Source organism: Neisseria sicca, from assembly GCF_003044565.1.
Lineage (GTDB): Bacteria > Pseudomonadota > Gammaproteobacteria > Burkholderiales > Neisseriaceae > Neisseria > Neisseria sicca_A.
Genome location: NZ_POXG01000001.1, coordinates 151,541 through 169,451 on the forward strand (window position 1 = coordinate 151,541; position 17,911 = coordinate 169,451).

Genomic DNA, 17,911 nt, shown 5'->3' on the forward strand with positions numbered 1-17,911 from the left:
AACGGAACGGATACTGCCGGAAGTTTTCAGACGACCTTTTTCTATTGATATGCGTCAAAATCAGCGTTTGGAATTAAGCATAATACTCTAAATCTTCTTGACGGGTTGTGCCGTCTTTCATAGGATTGAAGCCATTCGATTACAAAAATTAGTAAATTCCTAACAAATATTGATTGGGAATTTTTCATTAAAAATACCTTTTACTACTCAATCGGAGCTTGGCATGAACATCCAAAAAAACTTTGCCGTTGTATGCGCTGCCTTGGCAGCATCATCTTTCGCATTTGCAGAAACCGCCGACGCTGAGCGCGATGCCGCCGCGTTGGCGACGACAAGCGATTACGTCAATTCAGGCAGCGTCATCCGCAAAGACGAAGACAAAATCAGTATTTTCAACGATTTGCTGACTGTAAACGGCTCATTCCGCGTCCGTGCCGACACCAAAGACATCAATGCCAACAACAGCAGCACCAATCCCACGCCCAAAGCCTCCAACACCAATTTCAACGCCGAATTCTGGTTGCGCGCCAAGCTTTACAAAGACTGGAAACTGGTTACCCAAATCGAACCCAACATCGACTTGAAAACCGGTAAATTCAACGGCGACCACGATGTTCCGGTAAACAAACTCTACGTCGAAGGTACGATTACCGAAGGCATCAAAGCCCGTGCAGGTAAATTCGGCGCATTCTCCTCCTACGGCCGCGTTTGGGATACCGCAGTAACCGGCGGCGAAATCTTCTTTGACAACAAAATCCTGCCCACCAAAATCTACGCAGGTCGCTTTACCGGTAGCCTCAACGACAACGCATGGGGCATAGGCGGCCGCCGCAAACATTTTGCCGCCATTCAAAGCAGCCTGCCGGTTAACGAAAACATCAACGTCGGTGCAACCGTCAGCTACATGAAAGACATAGACGTACGCGGCACGAAGAAAAATGCCGTCTTCGGCGAAATCGGCACGGATGTTAAATTCAACGACGATTGGCGTTGGATGGCGGCGGTCAGCAAGTCCAACATCAAAGCTTATAACGACGCAGGACAAAAAATCAAAAACGACGGCGTGTTCACCGAAGTCCGCTATAAACTTGCCGACTGGAAAGTCCGCAACTCCTACGATGCCTTCCTGAACTACCGAAGAGTCGGCGCACTTTCGGGTGTATCTTCGGCCGAGGATTACAGCAAAAACGTACAAGGCGTACAAATCGGCGCAGCTTATATTCCTTGGAAAAATTGGAAAGTATCAGGCTTTTACCTGGCAGGTAAACAAGTTACCCCGACTGCCGGCACCACTAAACAAGACGTAAACGTCTTGCGCGGTCAGGTGGAATATAAATTCTAAGCCGTTTGGATAAAAGCTTTGTGCAATAAAAGGTCGTCTGAAAACCTGTTTTCAGACGACCTTTGCTTTTCTCCTCCATCAAATCGAATATTCAATCAACTCGTTCTGTGAGAACACATAAACCTGTTTCGGCACCAATGCCAATTCCCGCCCTACAGACAAGTCCAGCCTTGACGCGTCGCTGCCTGCCAGCGTGATATGTACGTCCTGTTTGCCGTATTTCACCACAACGTGCGTCAGTGCGCCGACGGCGTGGATTTTTTCGATTTCGGCGCGGATCATCGGCGTTTCGTTTTCAGCGGCGATCTGCCATTCGTGCGGGCGGATGTAGCCGGTGGCGGTTTGTTCCTGCCATTTGTAGTGCGCGTCCAATTTCCACGCAAAGCCGTTGTAGTGCCAGATGCCTTTTTCGATTCTGCCTTCGAAGGCGTCGGTTTCGCCGAGAAATTCGGTTACGAAGGCGTTTTCAGGTTTGCAGTAGATGGCTTCGGCGCTGCCGGTTTGTTCGATTTTACCGTGGTTCATAACGACGATTTCGTCGGAAACTTCGAGGGCTTCTTCTTGGTCGTGCGTCACCAGAATGCTGGTTACGCCTAGGTTGTGATGGATGTCGCGCAGCCAGGTACGCAATTCTTTGCGCACTTTGGCATCCAGCGCGCCGAAGGGTTCGTCCAGGAGCAGGAGTTTGGGTTCGACGGCGAGGGCGCGGGCGAGGGCGATGCGTTGGCGTTGGCCGCCGGAGAGTTGGTGCGGATAGGATTTGGCGAGGTGGGAGAGCTGCACGAGTTTGAGCAATTCTTCGACTTTGGTGCGGATTTGTTCTTTGGACGGGCGTTCGGACTTGGGCAATACGGTCAAACCGAAAGCGACGTTGTCAAACACGTTCATGTGGCGGAAGAGGGCGTAGTGTTGGAACACGAAACCGACTTTGCGTTCGCGCACGTGTTTGGCGGTTACGTCTTGCCCGTCAAACAGGATATTGCCGCCGTCGGCGTTTTCCAGTCCGGCAATGATGCGCAGGAGCGTGGTTTTGCCGCAGCCGGAAGGGCCGAGCAGGGAAACGAGTTTGCCGGTGGGGACGTTGAGGTTGATGTTTTTCAGCGCGTGGAAATTGCCGAAGTGTTTGTTTAAGTTTTGGATGGTGATGCTCATGCTGCGTTCCTTTCGGCGGCGGCGAGTTTTTTATCTTGTAATTTTGTGATGATGTTCTGCACCGCCAGCGTCGCCAGTGCTAAAAGTGCCAATACGCCGGAGAGGGCGAATGCGCCGGTGAAGTTGTATTCGTTGTAGAAGATTTCGACCAAAAGCGGGATGGTGTTGGTTTCGCCGCGTATGTGTCCCGATACCACGCTGACCGCGCCGAATTCGCCCATCGCGCGGGCGTTGGTGAGGATGATGCCGTAGAGCAGCGCCCATTTGATGTTGGGCAGGGTAACGCGCCAAAACATCTGCCAGCCGCTTGCGCCGAGAATCAGGGCGGCCTGTTCTTCGCTGTCGCCCTGTGCCTGCATCAGCGGGATGATTTCGCGCGCGACAAAGGGGAAGGTAACAAACAGCGTTGCCAGAATAATGCCGGGGATGGCGAAGATAATCTGTATGCCTTGCGCTTCCAGCCAGCCGCCCAATGCCGTGTGCGCGCCGAACAATAAGACGAACATCAAACCGGCAACCACGGGCGATACGGAAAACGGCAAATCGAGCAGGGTGGTCAGCAACTGCTTGCCGCGGAAGTCGAAACGGGTCAGCAGCCACGCCATCGCCACGCCCAAGACGGCATTGACGGGAACGACCACCGCGGCGGTAATCAGGGTGAGCTTGATCGCCGCCCACGCTTCGGGATCGGTAAGGGATTGCAGGTACAAATCCCAACCGCCTTTCAGCGCTTCGTAAAACACGGCGACAAGCGGTACGACCAGCATCAGCAGTAAGAACCCCAGCGCGACAGCGGTCAGCAACACGCGCAGCCAGCGCGGTTCGGTCAGGTTGGGATTGATGGAATAGGGTTTCATGGCGGTGGTGTTCTCTGGTTGGTTTTAAGATGTTTGGAGGTCGTCTGAAAAACTGTGTTTTTGGGGGCGGATTCGTTTTCAGACGACCTTTTATTTATTAAGGGAGTAAAAAGCGTCTAGCTGCCGTCATTCCCGCGCAGGCGGGAATCCATCGGTAAAGTTCGGCTGCCTTATTTATTTTTGGTTTTTCTGTTGCCGTGCGGTGGATTCCCGCCTGCGCGGGAATGACGGCAACAGCGTAGTTCAGATTTTCAGACGACTCCTCAACCCTTCGCCTCCGAACGCCTGCTCAACGCCCACTGCATCACGTTCAGCGCAAACAAAATCACAAACGAAACCAGCAGCATAAACAACGCCACCGCCGACGCGCCTTGTACGTCGAACTGTTCCAGCTTGCCCGTAATAATCAGCGGCAGGATTTCGGAAACCATCGGAATGTTGCCCGCGATAAAAATTACCGAGCCGTATTCCCCCGTTGCCCGCGCGAACATCATGCCCGCGCCGGTTAAGAGCGCCGGCGTGATTTCCGGCAGCAGTACGCGGCGGAACGTCGTGAAGCGGTTTGCGCCCAAAGTCGCCGCCGCTTCCTCATATTCGCCCGACAATTCCTCCAATACCGGCTGCACGGCGCGGACGATAAAGGGTAGGCTGACGACAACCAGCGCAATCCAAATGCCGACGGGCGTAAACGCGATTTTGATGCCCAAAGGCTCGAAAAAGCGGCCTATCCAACCGTTGGGTGCATATAGGGTCGCCAACGCGATGCCCGTAACCGCCGTCGGCAGCGCAAACGGCAAATCGACCAGCGCGTTCACCAGCCCCTTGAGAGGAAATTCATAGCGCACCAACACCCACGCCACCAGCGTGCCGAACACGACATTGGTCAGCATCGCATAAAACGACATCCGCAAACTCAGCCATACCGCCGCCAACACGTTCGGCTCGGCAATCGTATTCCAAAAGCCGCCCCAGCCGATTTCCGCCGCCTTCGCCGCCATCATCGCAAACGGCAAAACCACCAGAAGCGACAGGCACAATACGGTCAGGCCGAGGCTGATTTTGAAGCCGGGCAGTACGCTGGGGGTTTTGAGTAGTAACATGGTCGGTCGGAAGGGAAAAAGAAGATGCTGCCACTTTAACGGGGTCGTCTGAAAAAAGGAAAGAATGGTTTGTTTGGTATAAAGATGATTTTGTTATATATGTTGGATTGTCGTTTGGGGCTTTCAGACGACCTGTTATAATCTGCGCCTCTTTTTGGTTCGTCTGCATTTCCATGAAACTCAACCCCCAACAGCAAGCCGCCGTCAAATACCTCGGCGGCCCCCTGCTCGTGCTTGCCGGCGCCGGCAGCGGTAAAACCGGCGTGATTACGCAAAAAATCAAACATTTGATTGTCAACGTCGGCTATCTGCCGCATACCGTCGCCGCGATTACCTTCACCAACAAAGCCGCCACGGAAATGCAGGAGCGCGTTGCCAAAATGCTGCCCAAATCGCAAACGCGCGGGCTGACGATTTGCACGTTCCACTCTTTAGGCATGAAGATTCTGCGTGAAGAGGCGAACCATATCGGTTACAAAAAAAACTTCTCCATCCTCGATTCCACCGACAGCGCGAAAATCATCGGCGAACTTTTGGGCGGTACGGGAAAAGAAGCCTTATTCAAAGCGCAGCATCAGATTTCCCTGTGGAAAAACGATTTGAAAACGCCCGAAGACGTGCTTCAGACGACCTCCAACGCTTGGGAAGAACAAATCGCGCGCGTGTATGCGAGCTATCAGGAAACCCTGCAAAGCTATCAGGCGGTGGACTTCGACGACTTAATCCGCCTGCCCGCCGTGCTGTTGCAGCAAAACAGCGAAGTGCGCAACAAATGGCAGCGGCGGCTGCGTTATCTGTTGGTTGACGAATGTCAGGACACCAACACCTGCCAATTTACGCTGATGAAGCTCTTGACCGGCGCGGAAGGCATGTTTACCGCCGTCGGCGACGACGACCAGTCCATCTACGCATGGCGCGGCGCAAACATGGAAAACCTGCGCAAAATGCAGGAAGACTATCCGCAGATGAAAGTCATCAAGCTGGAGCAAAACTACCGCTCCACCGCACGGATTCTCAAAATCGCCAACAAAGTCATCGAAAACAACCCCAAGCTGTTCACCAAAAAACTTTGGTCGCAGTTCGGCGAAGGCGAAATCGTCAAAGTCGTTGCCTGCCAAAATGAACAACACGAAGCCGACTGGGTCGTCAGCCAAATCGTCAAGCAGAAGCTGGTCGGTGGCGATAAAACCCAATACGCCGATTTCGCCGTGTTATACCGCGGCAACCATCAGGCGCGGATTTTTGAAGAAGCCTTGCGCAGCGCGCGCGTTCCCTACCAACTCTCCGGCGGGCAGAGTTTTTTTGACAAAGCCGAAATCAAAGATGTTTTGTCCTATTTGCGCCTGCTTGCCAACCCCAACGACGATCCCGCCTTCCTGCGCGCTGTTACCACGCCCAAACGCGGCATCGGCGATGTAACGCTCGGCAAACTCAACACCTACGCGCACGAACACGAATGCAGCCTGTATGAAGCCGCGCAAAACGAAGAAGCCCTTGCTTTGCTGAACAATACCAACCGCCAACACCTGCAAGCCTTTATGGATATGTTCGGCAGCTACCGCGCCAAAGCCGAAACCAGTGAAGCGGGCGAACTCATCAACGGCCTGCTCAAAGAAATCGACTACGAAAACCACCTGCTTGCCAGCGAAGAGGGCAAAGCCGGCGAAATCAAATGGCGCAACGTCAGCGACCTGACCGGCTGGTTGGAGCGCAAAGGCGAGCAAGACGGCAAAAACATCATCGAACTCGCCCAAACCGTCGCCTTAATGACGCTTTTGGAAGGCAAAAGCGAAGAAGAAGTCGATGCCGTCAAACTCTCGACCCTGCACGCCTCCAAAGGCTTGGAATACCCCTACGTTTTCCTCGTCGGCTGCGAAGAGGGCATCCTGCCGCACAACGACAGCATCGAAGAAGACAACGTCGAAGAAGAACGCCGCCTGATGTACGTCGGCATCACCCGCGCCAAACGCCAGCTTACGCTGACCCACTGCGTCAAACGCAAAAAACAAGGCACATGGCAGTTCCCCGAACCCAGCCGCTTCATAGACGAAATGCCGCAGGAAGACATCAAGATTTTAGGGCGCAAAGGCGGCGAACCGATTGTGAGCAAGGAAGAGGGCAGAAGTCATCTGGCGGGGATGCTGGATATGTTGGCGGCGAAAGGGAAGGGCTGAAACGAGAGATGGACAAGCAAAAGGTCGTCTGAAATAAGTTGCACATGGTACGCTTCTTTAATTTGAAGTGTTCCGGATTCCTCCTGTCAGCCTGAAAGGACAACAAATCTGTGTCAGCCTCAATAATTCAAAAGCAGCGTTGTCGAATGTAAAATACATGGCTATAATCCGCATTACAAGTTTTCCGACGGATAGCGAAAAGTCTGTCTTTCGGCTGCTCTTTTCAGTTAAGGTTTTATTAAATAATGTCTTTGTTGGTTAAGAAAAAATACTAACCTTTCTTAACTGTATAGAAGATTGAAAATAATAGAATTTTTTAACTGAGTGCAGTCGGAAGACTTGCCCCACTAATCGGGGATTAAGACGGTATTTACCAACTCCAATGCTTCATCACGCATGTCGGAAGACTTGCCCCACTAATCGGGGATTAAGACACGGTTACAAGAGGTTTACTGTTTAAACTCATTGAGTCGGAAGACTTGCCCCACCTATCGGGGATAAAAATCAAACAGCCTTGATGGTTCATCCCATCAAGGCCATTTTTGCGTCATGCGTATTTTTGAGGTCTTAAAGAGGTCGTCTGAAAATGGCTTTAAGGGTATCAAAGGGTATCGGTTTTCAGACGACCTTTTTCCAACGATTTGAAGGTCGTCTGAAACGCCTGTCCTACCAATAAGTAGCATATTCAAACTATTTCGTTTCGGGTATAGTATCGCCTGAACAGACTTTCAGGCAGGCTGACCGGCGCGGAAGCGACGTTTTATATGTTATCCCTAAATATTCCCGCGCCGCCGATTGTCAGCCCGCCTTAAACCGTATGATGCGACATTGCTTTGGAGAAGCGCTGAAATGTTCAAACGTCCTGAAGAAATCATTGTCCTTGTCCTTGCCGTTATTTGGGTGGTGCTGACTTATTTCATCGCCGCCTTTCTCGGCGCAGATACTTACACCATCTTCCTGATTACCGGTTTGACGCTGTTATGGGCAGTTGTGTGTTTTCGCCTGTGGCAGATTAATTTGAGCCGCAATATCTGGCCGCTGTTTTTAGGCAGCTTGGTAATGTGTTGGTGGCCTTATTTGGATTGGTATGCCATCAAAGACATCGTCGTTCCAGCATCCGGAGGGGAGGCTATTATCGTAACCAAACCTTGGTACGCAAGCTGGACATTTAAATTCATCCTGTCCCTCATTCCGGTAGCGCTCGGCTATTCGTTCAAATGGAAGCAGGCTAAAAAACGCCATTCCACCGCTCCGCGCGCCTGAAATCCAAACCTAAAACGCCGTTAACCTCAAACGGCGTTTTGCTTTTTCAGACGACCCGCATACTGTCAACGCTATCGATAAACTGCTATACTTTTCGGATAATTCGACCGGTTTTTACTCGGATAAGGTCGTCTGAAAAATACCCGACAAACGGAATCAAAATGATCAGCAAACAAGAATACCAAGCCCAAGCCGCCCAAGGCTACAACCGCATCCCGCTCGTTCAAGAACTCCTTGCCGACTTGGATACGCCGCTTTCCCTCTATCTCAAACTCGCCAACCGCCCCTATACCTACCTGCTCGAATCCGTTGTCGGCGGCGAACGTTTCGGCCGCTATTCCTTTATCGGCCTGCCGTGCAGCCACTATCTCAAAGCCGGCGGCAAACACGTCGATGTTTATCAAAACGGCGAAATCGTCGAACAACACGACGGCAACCCGCTGCCCTTTATCGAAGCCTTCCACAACCGCTTCAAAACGCCCGAAATCCCAAGCCTGCCGCGCTTTACCGGCGGATTGGTCGGCTACTTCGGTTACGAAACTATCTACAATTTCGAACACTTCGCCCACCGCCTGAAAAATACCGCCAAAGCCGACCCGCTCGGTACGCCCGACATCTTGCTGATGCTGTCGCAAGAATTGGCGGTGATCGACAATTTAAGCGGCAAAATTTACCTCATCGTTTACGCCGATCCCTCGCAGCCCGACGGCTACGAACGCGCCCGCGAACGCCTCGAAGACATCCGCACCCAGCTGCGCCAAAGCTGCGCCATCCCGCTCTCGCTCGGCAGTAAACACACCGAAGCCGTCAGCGAATTCGGCGAAGAGCCGTTCAAAGCCTGCGTCAACAAAATCAAAGACTACATCTTCGCAGGCGACTGTATGCAGGTCGTCCCCAGCCAGCGCATGAGCATGGAATTCACCGACAGCCCGCTCGCCCTCTACCGCGCCCTGCGCACGCTCAACCCTTCGCCTTACCTCTTTTATTACGATTTCGGCGATTTCCACATCGTCGGTTCCTCGCCCGAAATCCTCGTCCGACGCGAACGCGACGACGTCATCGTCCGCCCCATCGCCGGCACGCGCCTGCGCGGCAAAACCCCTGCCGAAGACCTTGCCAACGAGCAGGATTTATTAAGCGACGCCAAAGAAATCGCCGAACACGTCATGCTTATCGATTTAGGACGCAACGACGTCGGCCGCATCAGCAAAACGGGCGAAGTCAAAGTAACCGACAAAATGGTGATTGAAAAATACTCCCATGTGATGCACATCGTTTCCAACGTTGAAGGTCGTCTGAAAGAGGGCGTTACCAACATGGACATCCTCGCCGCCACGTTCCCCGCCGGTACACTCTCCGGCGCACCCAAAGTCCGCGCCATGGAAATCATCGAAGAAGTCGAACCGAGCAAACGCGGCATCTACGGCGGCGCCGTCGGCGTCTGGGGTTTCAACAACGACATGGACTTGGCAATCGCCATCCGCACCGCCGTAGTGAAAAACAACACGCTATACGTCCAAAGCGGCGCAGGCATCGTCGCCGACTCCGACCCGACCTCCGAATGGCAGGAAACGCAGAACAAAGCCCGAGCAGTGGTTAGAGCGGCACAAATGGTGCAGGAAGGGCTGGATAAATAAAGTTCAGACGACCTTTAAAGAGGAAAGGTCGTCTGAAAATACTTAAAAGAAAGAAAAAGACCAATGAAATTAAACGAAAAACAACAAAAATCCGTCAGCAAATTCCTCAGCCTTATCTTACGTCACAGACCCGAACAAATCGGAATCACTTTGGACAAAAACGGCTGGGTGGATATTGATATCCTGTTGGCACAAGCAAATCACCCCAAGCACAACTTTACCGGCGTTGCATTGACGTATGATAATTTAATGGAAATCGTTGAAAAAAATGATAAAAAACGGTTTACCGTATCAGAAGACGGCAAGCGTATTCGTGCCGCGCAAGGACACTCCACAAAACAGGTTGAAATCCAGTATTGCGCAACGACACCGCCTGATATCCTATATCACGGCACAGCGGAAAAATCGGTGCAGTCGATATTTGGTCAGGGGCTGCATGCAGGTTCACGCCATTTCGTCCATCTTTCGGCAGATATCGAAACTGCAATCAAAGTCGGTTCCCGACATGGCAAACCCGTCGTGTTGACCATCGACACCGCCGCCATGCTTGCCGACAGTCATCAGTTTTACCTCGCAGACAACGGCGTTTGGTTGACTGAAAACGTTCCGTCGAAGTTTATTGCCAAGTTGTGAATTTAGTTTGAGTTTTCCTTTCATTGATGCTTAGAAAAATCCGTCCATATAATAGGGGCGGATTTTGTTTGTGTAATGACTTATTGCTCAGTATATTAATTCGTATAATGTATATTATGTTAAATTATATGGATTGATTCAAGTTTCTCAATATTCTTTAGTTCTATCCATCTCTCTTCGTACCTATCACAGAGCTTTTTAAAATCAGTTAAAATACACGACTTGATTTTATTTTTCCCTATTTCCTTATGAACATCTTATCCGTAGAAAACGCTTCCTTTGCCGTCGGCCATGTCGCCCTGCTCGACAAAACTTCCTTCCAACTCGACAGCGGCGAAAAAATCGGCTTAATCGGCCGCAACGGCGCGGGTAAGTCTTCGTTTCTGAAAATCCTCGCCGGCGTACAGAAGCTCGACGACGGGCAGATCATCGTTCAAAACAACCTCAAAATCGTTTATGTGCCGCAGGAATCGTTTTTCGACAAGGAAGCCACCGTATTCGACACCGTCGCCGAAGGCTTGGGCGAAATCCGCGATCTGCTGCGCCGTTACCACCGCGTCAGCCATGATTTAGAACACAATTCAGACGACGTTTTATTAAGAGAACTCAACGAATTACAGCTTGAAATCGAAGCGAAGGACGGCTGGAAGCTGGATGCGGCAGTAAAGCAGACTTTGGGCGAACTCGGTTTGCCGGAAAACGAAAAAATCGGCAACCTCTCCGGTGGGCAGAAAAAGCGTGTTGCCTTGGCGCAGGCTTGGGTGCAGAAGCCCGACGTATTACTGCTGGACGAACCGACCAACCATTTGGACATCGACGCGATTATCTGGCTGGAAAATCTACTCAAAGCGTTTGAAGGCAGCTTGGTTGTGATTACCCACGACCGCCGTTTTCTGGACAACATCGCTACGCGCATCGTCGAACTCGACCGCGGCATTTTGCGTTCCTATCCCGGCTCGTTCTCCAAATACAGTGAAAAAAAAGCGCAGGAATTGGCGGTTGAAGCGGAACACAACCGCCTCTTCGACAAATTCCACGCGCAAGAAGAAGCGTGGATACGCAAAGGCATCGAAGCACGCCGCACCCGCAACGAAGGACGCGTGCGCCGTTTGGAAGAACTGCGCCGTCAGCGCGCCGAACGCCGCAACGTGCAGGGACAGGTCAACTTCAAGCTCGACAGCGGCGAGAAAAGCGGCAAAATCATCGCCGAGCTTGAACACGCCTCGTTTGCCTACGGCGACAAAGTCATCATGGACAAATTTTCCGCCATCTTGCAGCGCGGTGACAAAATCGGCTTAATCGGCCCAAACGGCATCGGCAAAACCACCTTCCTCAAGCTGATTTTGGGCGAATTGCAGCCGACCTACGGCAGAATCCGCATCGGCAGCAAGCAGGAAGTCGCCTATTTCGACCAATTCCGCAGCGCGCTGAACGAAAACGACACCGTGTTTTACACGCTCGGCCAAGGCAACGATTACGTCGAAGTCGGCGGCAAGAAAAAACACGTCATGAGCTATCTGGAAGATTTCCTGTTCCACCCTGCCCGCGCGCAAAGCCCTGTTTCATCACTCTCCGGCGGCGAACGCAACCGCCTCCTGCTGGCAAAACTCTTTACCCGCCCTGCCAATATCCTGGTCTTGGACGAACCCACCAACGACTTGGACATCGACACCCAAGAGCTGCTCGAAGACCTGCTGCGCGATTACCAAGGCACGGTATTCCTCGTCTCGCACGACCGTATGTTCCTTGATAACGTGATTACCCAAAGCATTGTTTTCGAAGGACAAGGTCGTCTGAAAGAATACATCGGCGGCTATCAGGACTATATCGACGCAAAATCACGCGAAGAGAAAATTCAGACGACCTCCGCGCCGAAAACAACCGCAGAACCGGAAAAAGCCAAACCCAAAGCCAACCGCACGGTTAAACTTTCCTACAAAGAACAACGCGAACTCGACGCCCTGCCCGACGAAATCGCCGCCTTGGAAACCGAACAGGCGGAAATCAACGCGCAACTTTCCGATCCTGAAATTTTCAAAGATTACGAAAAAGCCGGCGCATTGCAAAACCGTGCCGAAGAAATCGAAACACTGCTTTTGGAAAAATTGGAACGCTGGGAGCTTTTGGAAGCGAAGCAAAACGGTGAAGTGGTCTGATTTGATACCAACCGTTTTAGGCTATAACAGCTTTTTATAGACATCCCCAAAGCTTCAATCAATACACACAAGGCAATAAAAAAGCTCTGAAACATTTATGTTTCAGAGCTTTATATATCTTACAGAATACTGCTGAAAATTATAGTGGATTAAATTTAAACCAGTACGGCGTTGCCTCGCCTTGCCGTACTATTTGTACTGTCTGCAGCTTCGTCGCCTTGTCCTGATTTAAATTTAATCCACTATAGGTTTGGTGGAGGTGGGGGGGAATTGAAGCTACCTAGTCCGCAATCAGTAGTATGTGTACAAACAAACCCCCTTGGTTTAGAGCGTTTTTTATCTGTTTATATTTTATTTTTATTAACTTCTACGCAAATTTGTCTCTTACCCAAGCCCTATTCTTTACATTAAAATAAGCATCTTGATTAAAAGGGAGAACATATGACTACCTACTTCATCTCGCGTCACTCTGGCGCAATCGAATGGATAAAGCAACAATCGCAATGGCAAATCGATGAATTCACCCCACATCTAGATACAACACAAATTCAAGCGGGCGATGTGGTGTTAGGAACGCTGCCTTTGCATTTGGCTGCGGAAGTGTGCAGTCGTGGTGCTAAGTTTTATTTTTTAACGCTGCCTCAGCAATTTGCCGAACGCGGCAATGAACATACTGTTGCAGCTATGTCTGCAGCAGGCGCAACTTTACAACGGTTTGAAGTCAAAAAAATCTCCGAATAAAACTTCAAGCTTCCTGAAAAACATTGATCCAGAAAATGCAATGAGACAAAAACGCAAAATCTTAATCGCCGTTACAGGCATGTCACCGCAAATTTTGACCGAAACCGTCTATGCCCTGTATACGCAGCAAAATTGGCTGCCTGATGAAATTTTTGTACTGACCACACAAACCGGCTACAACAATATCGTTCGTAATTTGCTTGGGGAAGACGGCTTTTTCACACGTCTTTGCAAAGATTACAAGCTGCCTGAAATTCAGTTCGGCGAACGGAATATCCATGTTATCCACGATGCCGACGGAGAAAAACTGAGTGATATCCGCACACCTGAAGAAAACAATTTAGCAGCAGATATGATTGTGAATTTTATCCGCCAACAATGCGCCGATGATAAGGCCGAGCTGCACGTCTCCATTGCAGGCGGACGAAAGTCCATGGGATTTTATATCGGCTATGCGCTGTCGTTGTTTGGACGTCCGCAGGATAAGCTGTCGCATGTTTTAGTTACCGAAGGATTTGAAAATAATCCGCTTTTTTTCTATCCGACCCATTACGACAACTATATTTCCAAAAAACCGTACGACCCAAATTGCACCGAAACCATTAACACTCGTGAAGCCAAAGTAATGCAGGCAGAAATTCCGTTTGTACGCATGAGTTACGGTTTGGCAAATTTGGCGCAAAATAATGTGAGCTACTCCGAAGCAGTACAGCTCTTACAAAACAATTTAAAAGCTGACCGCATCATTTTAAATATCAAAAATTGCACCATTCAACTTGGGCAGGACAAACCAATTAAAATAGCCGACAAACGCTACTTTTTTTGCCTATGCCGCATTAGCGCGGTTTCATTTGCAAAATAAAAGCATCAAGCTGATAAACCAAGCAACCTGCTATGACAACATTAAAAACAACAAATGGCAACTTGGCGTATATCCTGAACTGGATGATTTTCAAACATGCTATTGGGACATCATGCAAATCAACGAACCGTCTCTCAAAAATGCTCCGAATCGTCAAGAGCTGTTAGAGCAGGCACGCAATAGCGCATTGCAAAGTTTGCGCGAACTACCTTCCAAACTCCGCACCATCTTAACGGAAAACTTTTCAGAATACGTTGCAGAACAATACGGCGTATTTAGCACAGGTACGCGCAAAACAACGCCTACATATTATTTAAAAATGCCGGTCGAAAAAATTGAAATTGTAGGGTAACAAAAAATCATTTTTTAAGCTGCCAGCCCTATTTCCACTTTTACATGGAGTCTTACATGTCCCAAACCATCATTGCCCTTTGCACTGCCGAGCAACTGGCCTCCACCATTCCCGATTGGCAACAACACAACACTCAACAAATACAAACCAAACAGTCGAGAAACCCGTCCGGTGACATGACAGACTCCACACTATTGTTTGAAATATTCAAATTCGCCGCCTGGGGCTTAGACAACAAAGACTATCAAGAAAAAGTAAACGAACTGCTCTACCTTGCGGCACAGCGTGGTACTGAATTGTCACACTCCGCTCAAAAAAACAAGAAACAGGGCGAATACGCCTATCAGCTGACGCAAGAATTAGAAATCTTATTCAGAAAAGACGATTCGACAGCTCTAAACACTTGGTTTAATGAGCAACAAGCCCGTCCCGAACTAAGCCAACGCATCAAAAAACACTTAGCCATCAAACTGGACAAGCTCAACAAGAATAAAGACAAGAGAAAATCCTTCACGCCCACACAAGGCTGCCTGGTACGACCACCCCAATTTACCCAACATCATCCCAACAGCCTGCGCCACCTGACCCAACATTCCAACTGGGAAATCGTCATTGACGAAACAGGCATGGAATTTGAGCAAGCGGAGGATTTATCCATCGATGACTACAGCTTAGGACGCTATGTTGCGCTTGCCATTCCAGAAGGCAAAGCCGAATTGGACAGACTGCCCGAAACATTCCACGCTGCCGAAGAAAAGCCCGAGCTGCTGGACAAAGTCATCAATAACATTCTCTCTCAGTCAGTAGGCGTATTGGGCATTACTGCCAAAGACCCGCTTTCATTCAACCGCCCGCGCTGGTTTAGCGGTGTTTACCGTTTACTGCAACTTGTCTTACGCCTGCTGCCGTTACCCAACGAAGGCAGCAAGCAAGTTCGCGTGTTTATCGAACAACGCGGCAGCTTTAATGCCGATACTGACTTGGAGGTTTTAAAACAACTGCTGTTAAGCGAATTGCAAAGCATAGACGAAGCCCGCTTCAGCCAACTACTCCTGTCGCTGGAAATCGCCCCCAAAGGCAAACACCCCTATCTTGCCCATGTTGATGCACTGGCGCACTGCTGGGGCGGCTCGTCTGCCGCACAACGTTTGACAAAAGCCAAATTCAAAGGGCATTGTTTCCTTACCCCGGAAAGCGGCGATTTAGAACGCATTTATGCCGCACTCGACGGCAAAACTGCCCTGTCGCCGCACGACTGGTTTCAAGCGGTCTGCGCCCTGTCTGGCGAACCCGAACACAGCCTGTTGCGCGAAGCCATGCAGCAATTGGGCGAACGCTGTCGAACACAGTCCGAAATCTGGCAAAACTACCTACAGACAGTCCGCCATCGCCTAAACGAAAAAGACTACCATCCCCAAGCCCTAGATGAAATCTTAGGCTGGCTGCAAACCTACGCCCCGGCAGACAACAAACTGCCGCCGCTATTACAGCTGCGTTTTCAAGCAGCCCGGCTTGCCGCCGACAACCATCGAGGCAGAATGAGTCTGGAAGCCATACAAAGCCTGCTTGATTTGGGCAACCAACTGAAACACGAAGCCGCCCCCGAAGTCGCACAGGTATACAACCGTCTGGCAGTAGCCATCACCAACATATACGAATTCGACTACGCCAAACAAATTCTACAACACGCGCTCAAACTGCCTGAAATCGCCGTCGGCAGGCAGCAATACGGCAGGCTTCTATCGGGTATGGGGCAGATACACGCCTTCTTAGGCGAACACCAAGCCGCCGCATCTTTTTTTGCCCAAGCAGTTGAAACATTTGAAAAACTATCCGATCCCGCAGAAGCACAAAAAGACATCCGGCAAACCAACCTTTACCGGCTGCACAACGCCCTGGACGCAGGCGAAACATGGGAAAACATTCAGCCGCTCGTCACCTCCGCTTTCAGTAGCGACCTAAACAAAGCCGCCCGAAAGTTTTCAAGCAACCTAAACGGCCGCTTTACCCATCATGCCTTATTGCGCCTGTTTTCCGTCTATCCGCAGCAAACCGCATCCGCGCAAAAAAACTATTTGGACAATCAAGCCCACTGGCAAAGCGAAGCAGGACACCCATGGCAGCTTATCCACCTGTGGCGCGCCTGCCTCGATTTACAGCCCCAAAACGTCCATCTCATCGTCACCGGCTGGATAGCCGGTAAAAACGCACACACCCGTTTCAAAAACACGCTGGAGCAAAGCGAACAATTTAACGGCAAAATCCACGAAATCGGCTTTCAAAGCGACAGCCAACTCATCGGCGAACGAACCGAAGAAATCCAAATGTGGCTCGACACCGTCTTCAAAGCCTACTGCGCCGAACACCACATTGCAAACAACGCCATACTCAACATCACAGGTGGCACAAAAATCCTGTCCCAGCTGCTTGCCGCCCAAACCGGCATATGGCAGGAGCTGCACTACCAAGCCTTCCAACGCGACAGCAACCAAATCCACATAGACCGCCTCAATCCCGACAACCTGGCATTTCTGGGCGAAATCGTCCTATCCAATCAATTCTCCCTGCGCGACAGCTTGAAACTCTACGCCGACGAAATCAAAAAACACAGCCCCAACCCCATTATCGAACATCCCGACAGCCTGCCCCTTGCCCAAATGCGTTTTGCCGCCCAAAGCATGCAGCAGCCTGAAAACGGCAATCTCTTCCCCGCCGTTATGCCCGTATTGGAAAAAGCATGGACAAAAAAATATCCCGAAGACCAAAAAGAAATCCTGCTCGAATGGCAAGAGTTCGGGCTTGCACAACCCGACGAACTCAAACCCTTCCTTGAAAAGCTGATCAACCTGATTGACCTGCAAGGACAGATCCGCCTGGACGAAAAAGGACTGATCCTACCCGTCAAATACAATAAAAAAACTCTCAACTACTGGAGAAAATGGATAAGCGGTGACTGGTTTGAACAACTCATTTACACATGGTTGAAAGAAAACGGCGTGAAAGACGAAGAACTGGAGACAGGTTTGCAACTGATACGAGGAGAAAGTCAGGGCAACGAAACCGACATTTTGCTGTTCCGTAAAAACCAACTGATTTTTTGCGAACTCAAATCCGATTTAAGCTCCAAAAGCAAGCTGGCAGACCCGCTAAGGCAAGTGATCGACCAAAGCCTCAACATGGGCAAAGTGCGCCGCGTCCTGATTCTGTCGCCCAAAATCCAGAATGATCACCAAAAAGACGAAAGTAAAAAACAAAAATGGACAGAATTCGAGCGCAACTGCGCCGCCAAAAACATCCAGATCATCATCGCCCGCGACAAAGAAGCGCTGAAAGCCCTGACAAGCTGACATCGAAGACTCTTGACCATGGAAACGTCGTCTGAAAACGTTAAAAAACATTGTGAAATGCAAAGCAGACGGCTATAATCCGAAACACAAGTTTTCCGACGGATGGCAAAAAGTCTGTCTTTCGGCTGCTCTTTTCAGTTAAGGTTTTATTAAATAATGTCTTTGTTGGCTAAGGAAAAATGCTAACTTTTCTTAACCATATAGAAGATTGAAAATAATGAAATTTTTTAACCAAGTGCAGTCGGAAGACTTGCCCCACGAATCGGGGATTAAGACAAGCTAACAATACGCATTG

General features: G+C 50.2%; 13 protein-coding genes. 10 read left to right on the top strand and 3 right to left on the bottom strand.

Translation table 11 applies throughout. The features are described 5' to 3' along the window. Nucleotides 1–223: 223 nt before the first annotated feature. A complete protein-coding gene (locus tag DBZ16_RS00675) occupies nt 224–1,342 on the top strand; it encodes a hypothetical protein (RefSeq protein ID WP_107812566.1) in 1,119 nt (372 codons plus the stop codon). A gap of 78 nt (nt 1,343–1,420) precedes the next feature. Here the strand turns inward: DBZ16_RS00675 and DBZ16_RS00680 are convergent, their stop codons facing one another. The 3 genes from DBZ16_RS00680 to cysT form a co-directional block, all read right to left on the bottom strand. Continuing rightward, a complete protein-coding gene (locus DBZ16_RS00680; protein WP_107812567.1) occupies nt 1,421–2,494 on the bottom strand; it encodes a sulfate/molybdate ABC transporter ATP-binding protein in 1,074 nt (357 codons plus the stop codon). Continuing rightward, nucleotides 2,491–3,351 (bottom strand): sulfate ABC transporter permease subunit CysW, encoded by an 861-nt coding sequence (cysW, locus tag DBZ16_RS00685; RefSeq protein ID WP_107812568.1) that lies wholly within the window; start codon nt 3,349–3,351, stop codon nt 2,491–2,493. The genes DBZ16_RS00680 and cysW overlap by 4 nt, the downstream gene beginning before the upstream one ends. A gap of 263 nt (nt 3,352–3,614) precedes the next feature. Beyond that, nucleotides 3,615–4,451 (bottom strand): sulfate ABC transporter permease subunit CysT, encoded by an 837-nt coding sequence (gene cysT, locus DBZ16_RS00690; protein ID WP_107812569.1) that lies wholly within the window; start codon nt 4,449–4,451, stop codon nt 3,615–3,617. Nucleotides 4,452–4,624: 173 nt separating this feature from the next. On the opposite strand from cysT, the gene rep reads away from it, so the two are divergent. The 9 genes from rep (at nt 4,625) to DBZ16_RS16225 (ending at nt 17,616) form a co-directional block, all read left to right on the top strand. Next, nucleotides 4,625–6,625, top strand: coding sequence for a DNA helicase Rep (gene rep / locus DBZ16_RS00695; protein WP_107812570.1), 2,001 nt, complete (start codon nt 4,625–4,627; stop codon nt 6,623–6,625). Nucleotides 6,626–7,474: 849 nt separating this feature from the next. Next, on the top strand, nt 7,475–7,888 hold the full coding sequence (locus DBZ16_RS00700) for a hypothetical protein (protein ID WP_107812571.1): 414 nt from the start codon (nt 7,475–7,477) through the stop codon (nt 7,886–7,888). 161 nt (nt 7,889–8,049) lie between these two features. Beyond that, nucleotides 8,050–9,525 carry an anthranilate synthase component I gene (trpE, locus tag DBZ16_RS00705; protein WP_107812572.1) on the top strand — a complete coding sequence of 492 codons (1,476 nt, stop codon included), beginning with the start codon at nt 8,050–8,052 and terminating at the stop codon, nt 9,523–9,525. Between the two features lie 63 nt (nt 9,526–9,588). Further along, on the top strand, nt 9,589–10,158 hold the full coding sequence (locus DBZ16_RS00710) for an RNA 2'-phosphotransferase (RefSeq protein WP_107812573.1): 570 nt from the start codon (nt 9,589–9,591) through the stop codon (nt 10,156–10,158). A 248-nt stretch (nt 10,159–10,406) separates the two neighbouring features. Continuing rightward, the gene (locus tag DBZ16_RS00715) at nt 10,407–12,314 is read left to right on the top strand and encodes an ATP-binding cassette domain-containing protein (protein ID WP_107812574.1); all 1,908 of its coding nucleotides are present in this window, start codon (nt 10,407–10,409) and stop codon (nt 12,312–12,314) included. A 441-nt stretch (nt 12,315–12,755) separates the two neighbouring features. Then, nucleotides 12,756–13,055 (top strand): CRISPR-associated protein Csx16, encoded by a 300-nt coding sequence (csx16, locus tag DBZ16_RS00720; RefSeq protein ID WP_107812575.1) that lies wholly within the window; start codon nt 12,756–12,758, stop codon nt 13,053–13,055. Next, nucleotides 12,979–13,917, top strand: coding sequence for a CRISPR-associated ring nuclease Csm6 (gene csm6 / locus DBZ16_RS16215; RefSeq protein ID WP_240600108.1), 939 nt, complete (start codon nt 12,979–12,981; stop codon nt 13,915–13,917). The genes csx16 and csm6 overlap by 77 nt, the downstream gene beginning before the upstream one ends. Then, the gene (locus DBZ16_RS16220; RefSeq protein WP_240600111.1) at nt 13,907–14,269 is read left to right on the top strand and encodes a hypothetical protein; all 363 of its coding nucleotides are present in this window, start codon (nt 13,907–13,909) and stop codon (nt 14,267–14,269) included. The genes csm6 and DBZ16_RS16220 overlap by 11 nt, the downstream gene beginning before the upstream one ends. Before the next feature lie 56 nt (nt 14,270–14,325). Further along, nucleotides 14,326–17,616 carry a hypothetical protein gene (locus DBZ16_RS16225; RefSeq protein ID WP_240600114.1) on the top strand — a complete coding sequence of 1,097 codons (3,291 nt, stop codon included), beginning with the start codon at nt 14,326–14,328 and terminating at the stop codon, nt 17,614–17,616. The last annotated feature ends 295 nt before the right edge of the window (nt 17,617–17,911 follow it).

Excerpts from the sequence above, each read along its gene's own strand:
- DBZ16_RS16225 (WP_240600114.1), top strand. The coding sequence starts at position 14,326 with ATGTCCCAAACCATCATTGCCCTTTGCACTGCCGAGCAACTGGCCTCC.
- cysT (WP_107812569.1), bottom strand. The coding sequence starts at position 4,451 with ATGTTACTACTCAAAACCCCCAGCGTACTGCCCGGCTTCAAAATCAGC.
- rep (WP_107812570.1), top strand. The coding sequence starts at position 4,625 with ATGAAACTCAACCCCCAACAGCAAGCCGCCGTCAAATACCTCGGCGGC.
- csm6 (WP_240600108.1), top strand. The coding sequence starts at position 12,979 with ATGAACATACTGTTGCAGCTATGTCTGCAGCAGGCGCAACTTTACAAC.
- DBZ16_RS00715 (WP_107812574.1), top strand. The coding sequence starts at position 10,407 with ATGAACATCTTATCCGTAGAAAACGCTTCCTTTGCCGTCGGCCATGTC.
- DBZ16_RS00710 (WP_107812573.1), top strand. The coding sequence starts at position 9,589 with ATGAAATTAAACGAAAAACAACAAAAATCCGTCAGCAAATTCCTCAGC.
- DBZ16_RS00700 (WP_107812571.1), top strand. The coding sequence starts at position 7,475 with ATGTTCAAACGTCCTGAAGAAATCATTGTCCTTGTCCTTGCCGTTATT.
- cysW (WP_107812568.1), bottom strand. The coding sequence starts at position 3,351 with ATGAAACCCTATTCCATCAATCCCAACCTGACCGAACCGCGCTGGCTG.
- DBZ16_RS00675 (WP_107812566.1), top strand. The coding sequence starts at position 224 with ATGAACATCCAAAAAAACTTTGCCGTTGTATGCGCTGCCTTGGCAGCA.
- csx16 (WP_107812575.1), top strand. The coding sequence starts at position 12,756 with ATGACTACCTACTTCATCTCGCGTCACTCTGGCGCAATCGAATGGATA.
- DBZ16_RS00680 (WP_107812567.1), bottom strand. The coding sequence starts at position 2,494 with ATGAGCATCACCATCCAAAACTTAAACAAACACTTCGGCAATTTCCAC.
- trpE (WP_107812572.1), top strand. The coding sequence starts at position 8,050 with ATGATCAGCAAACAAGAATACCAAGCCCAAGCCGCCCAAGGCTACAAC.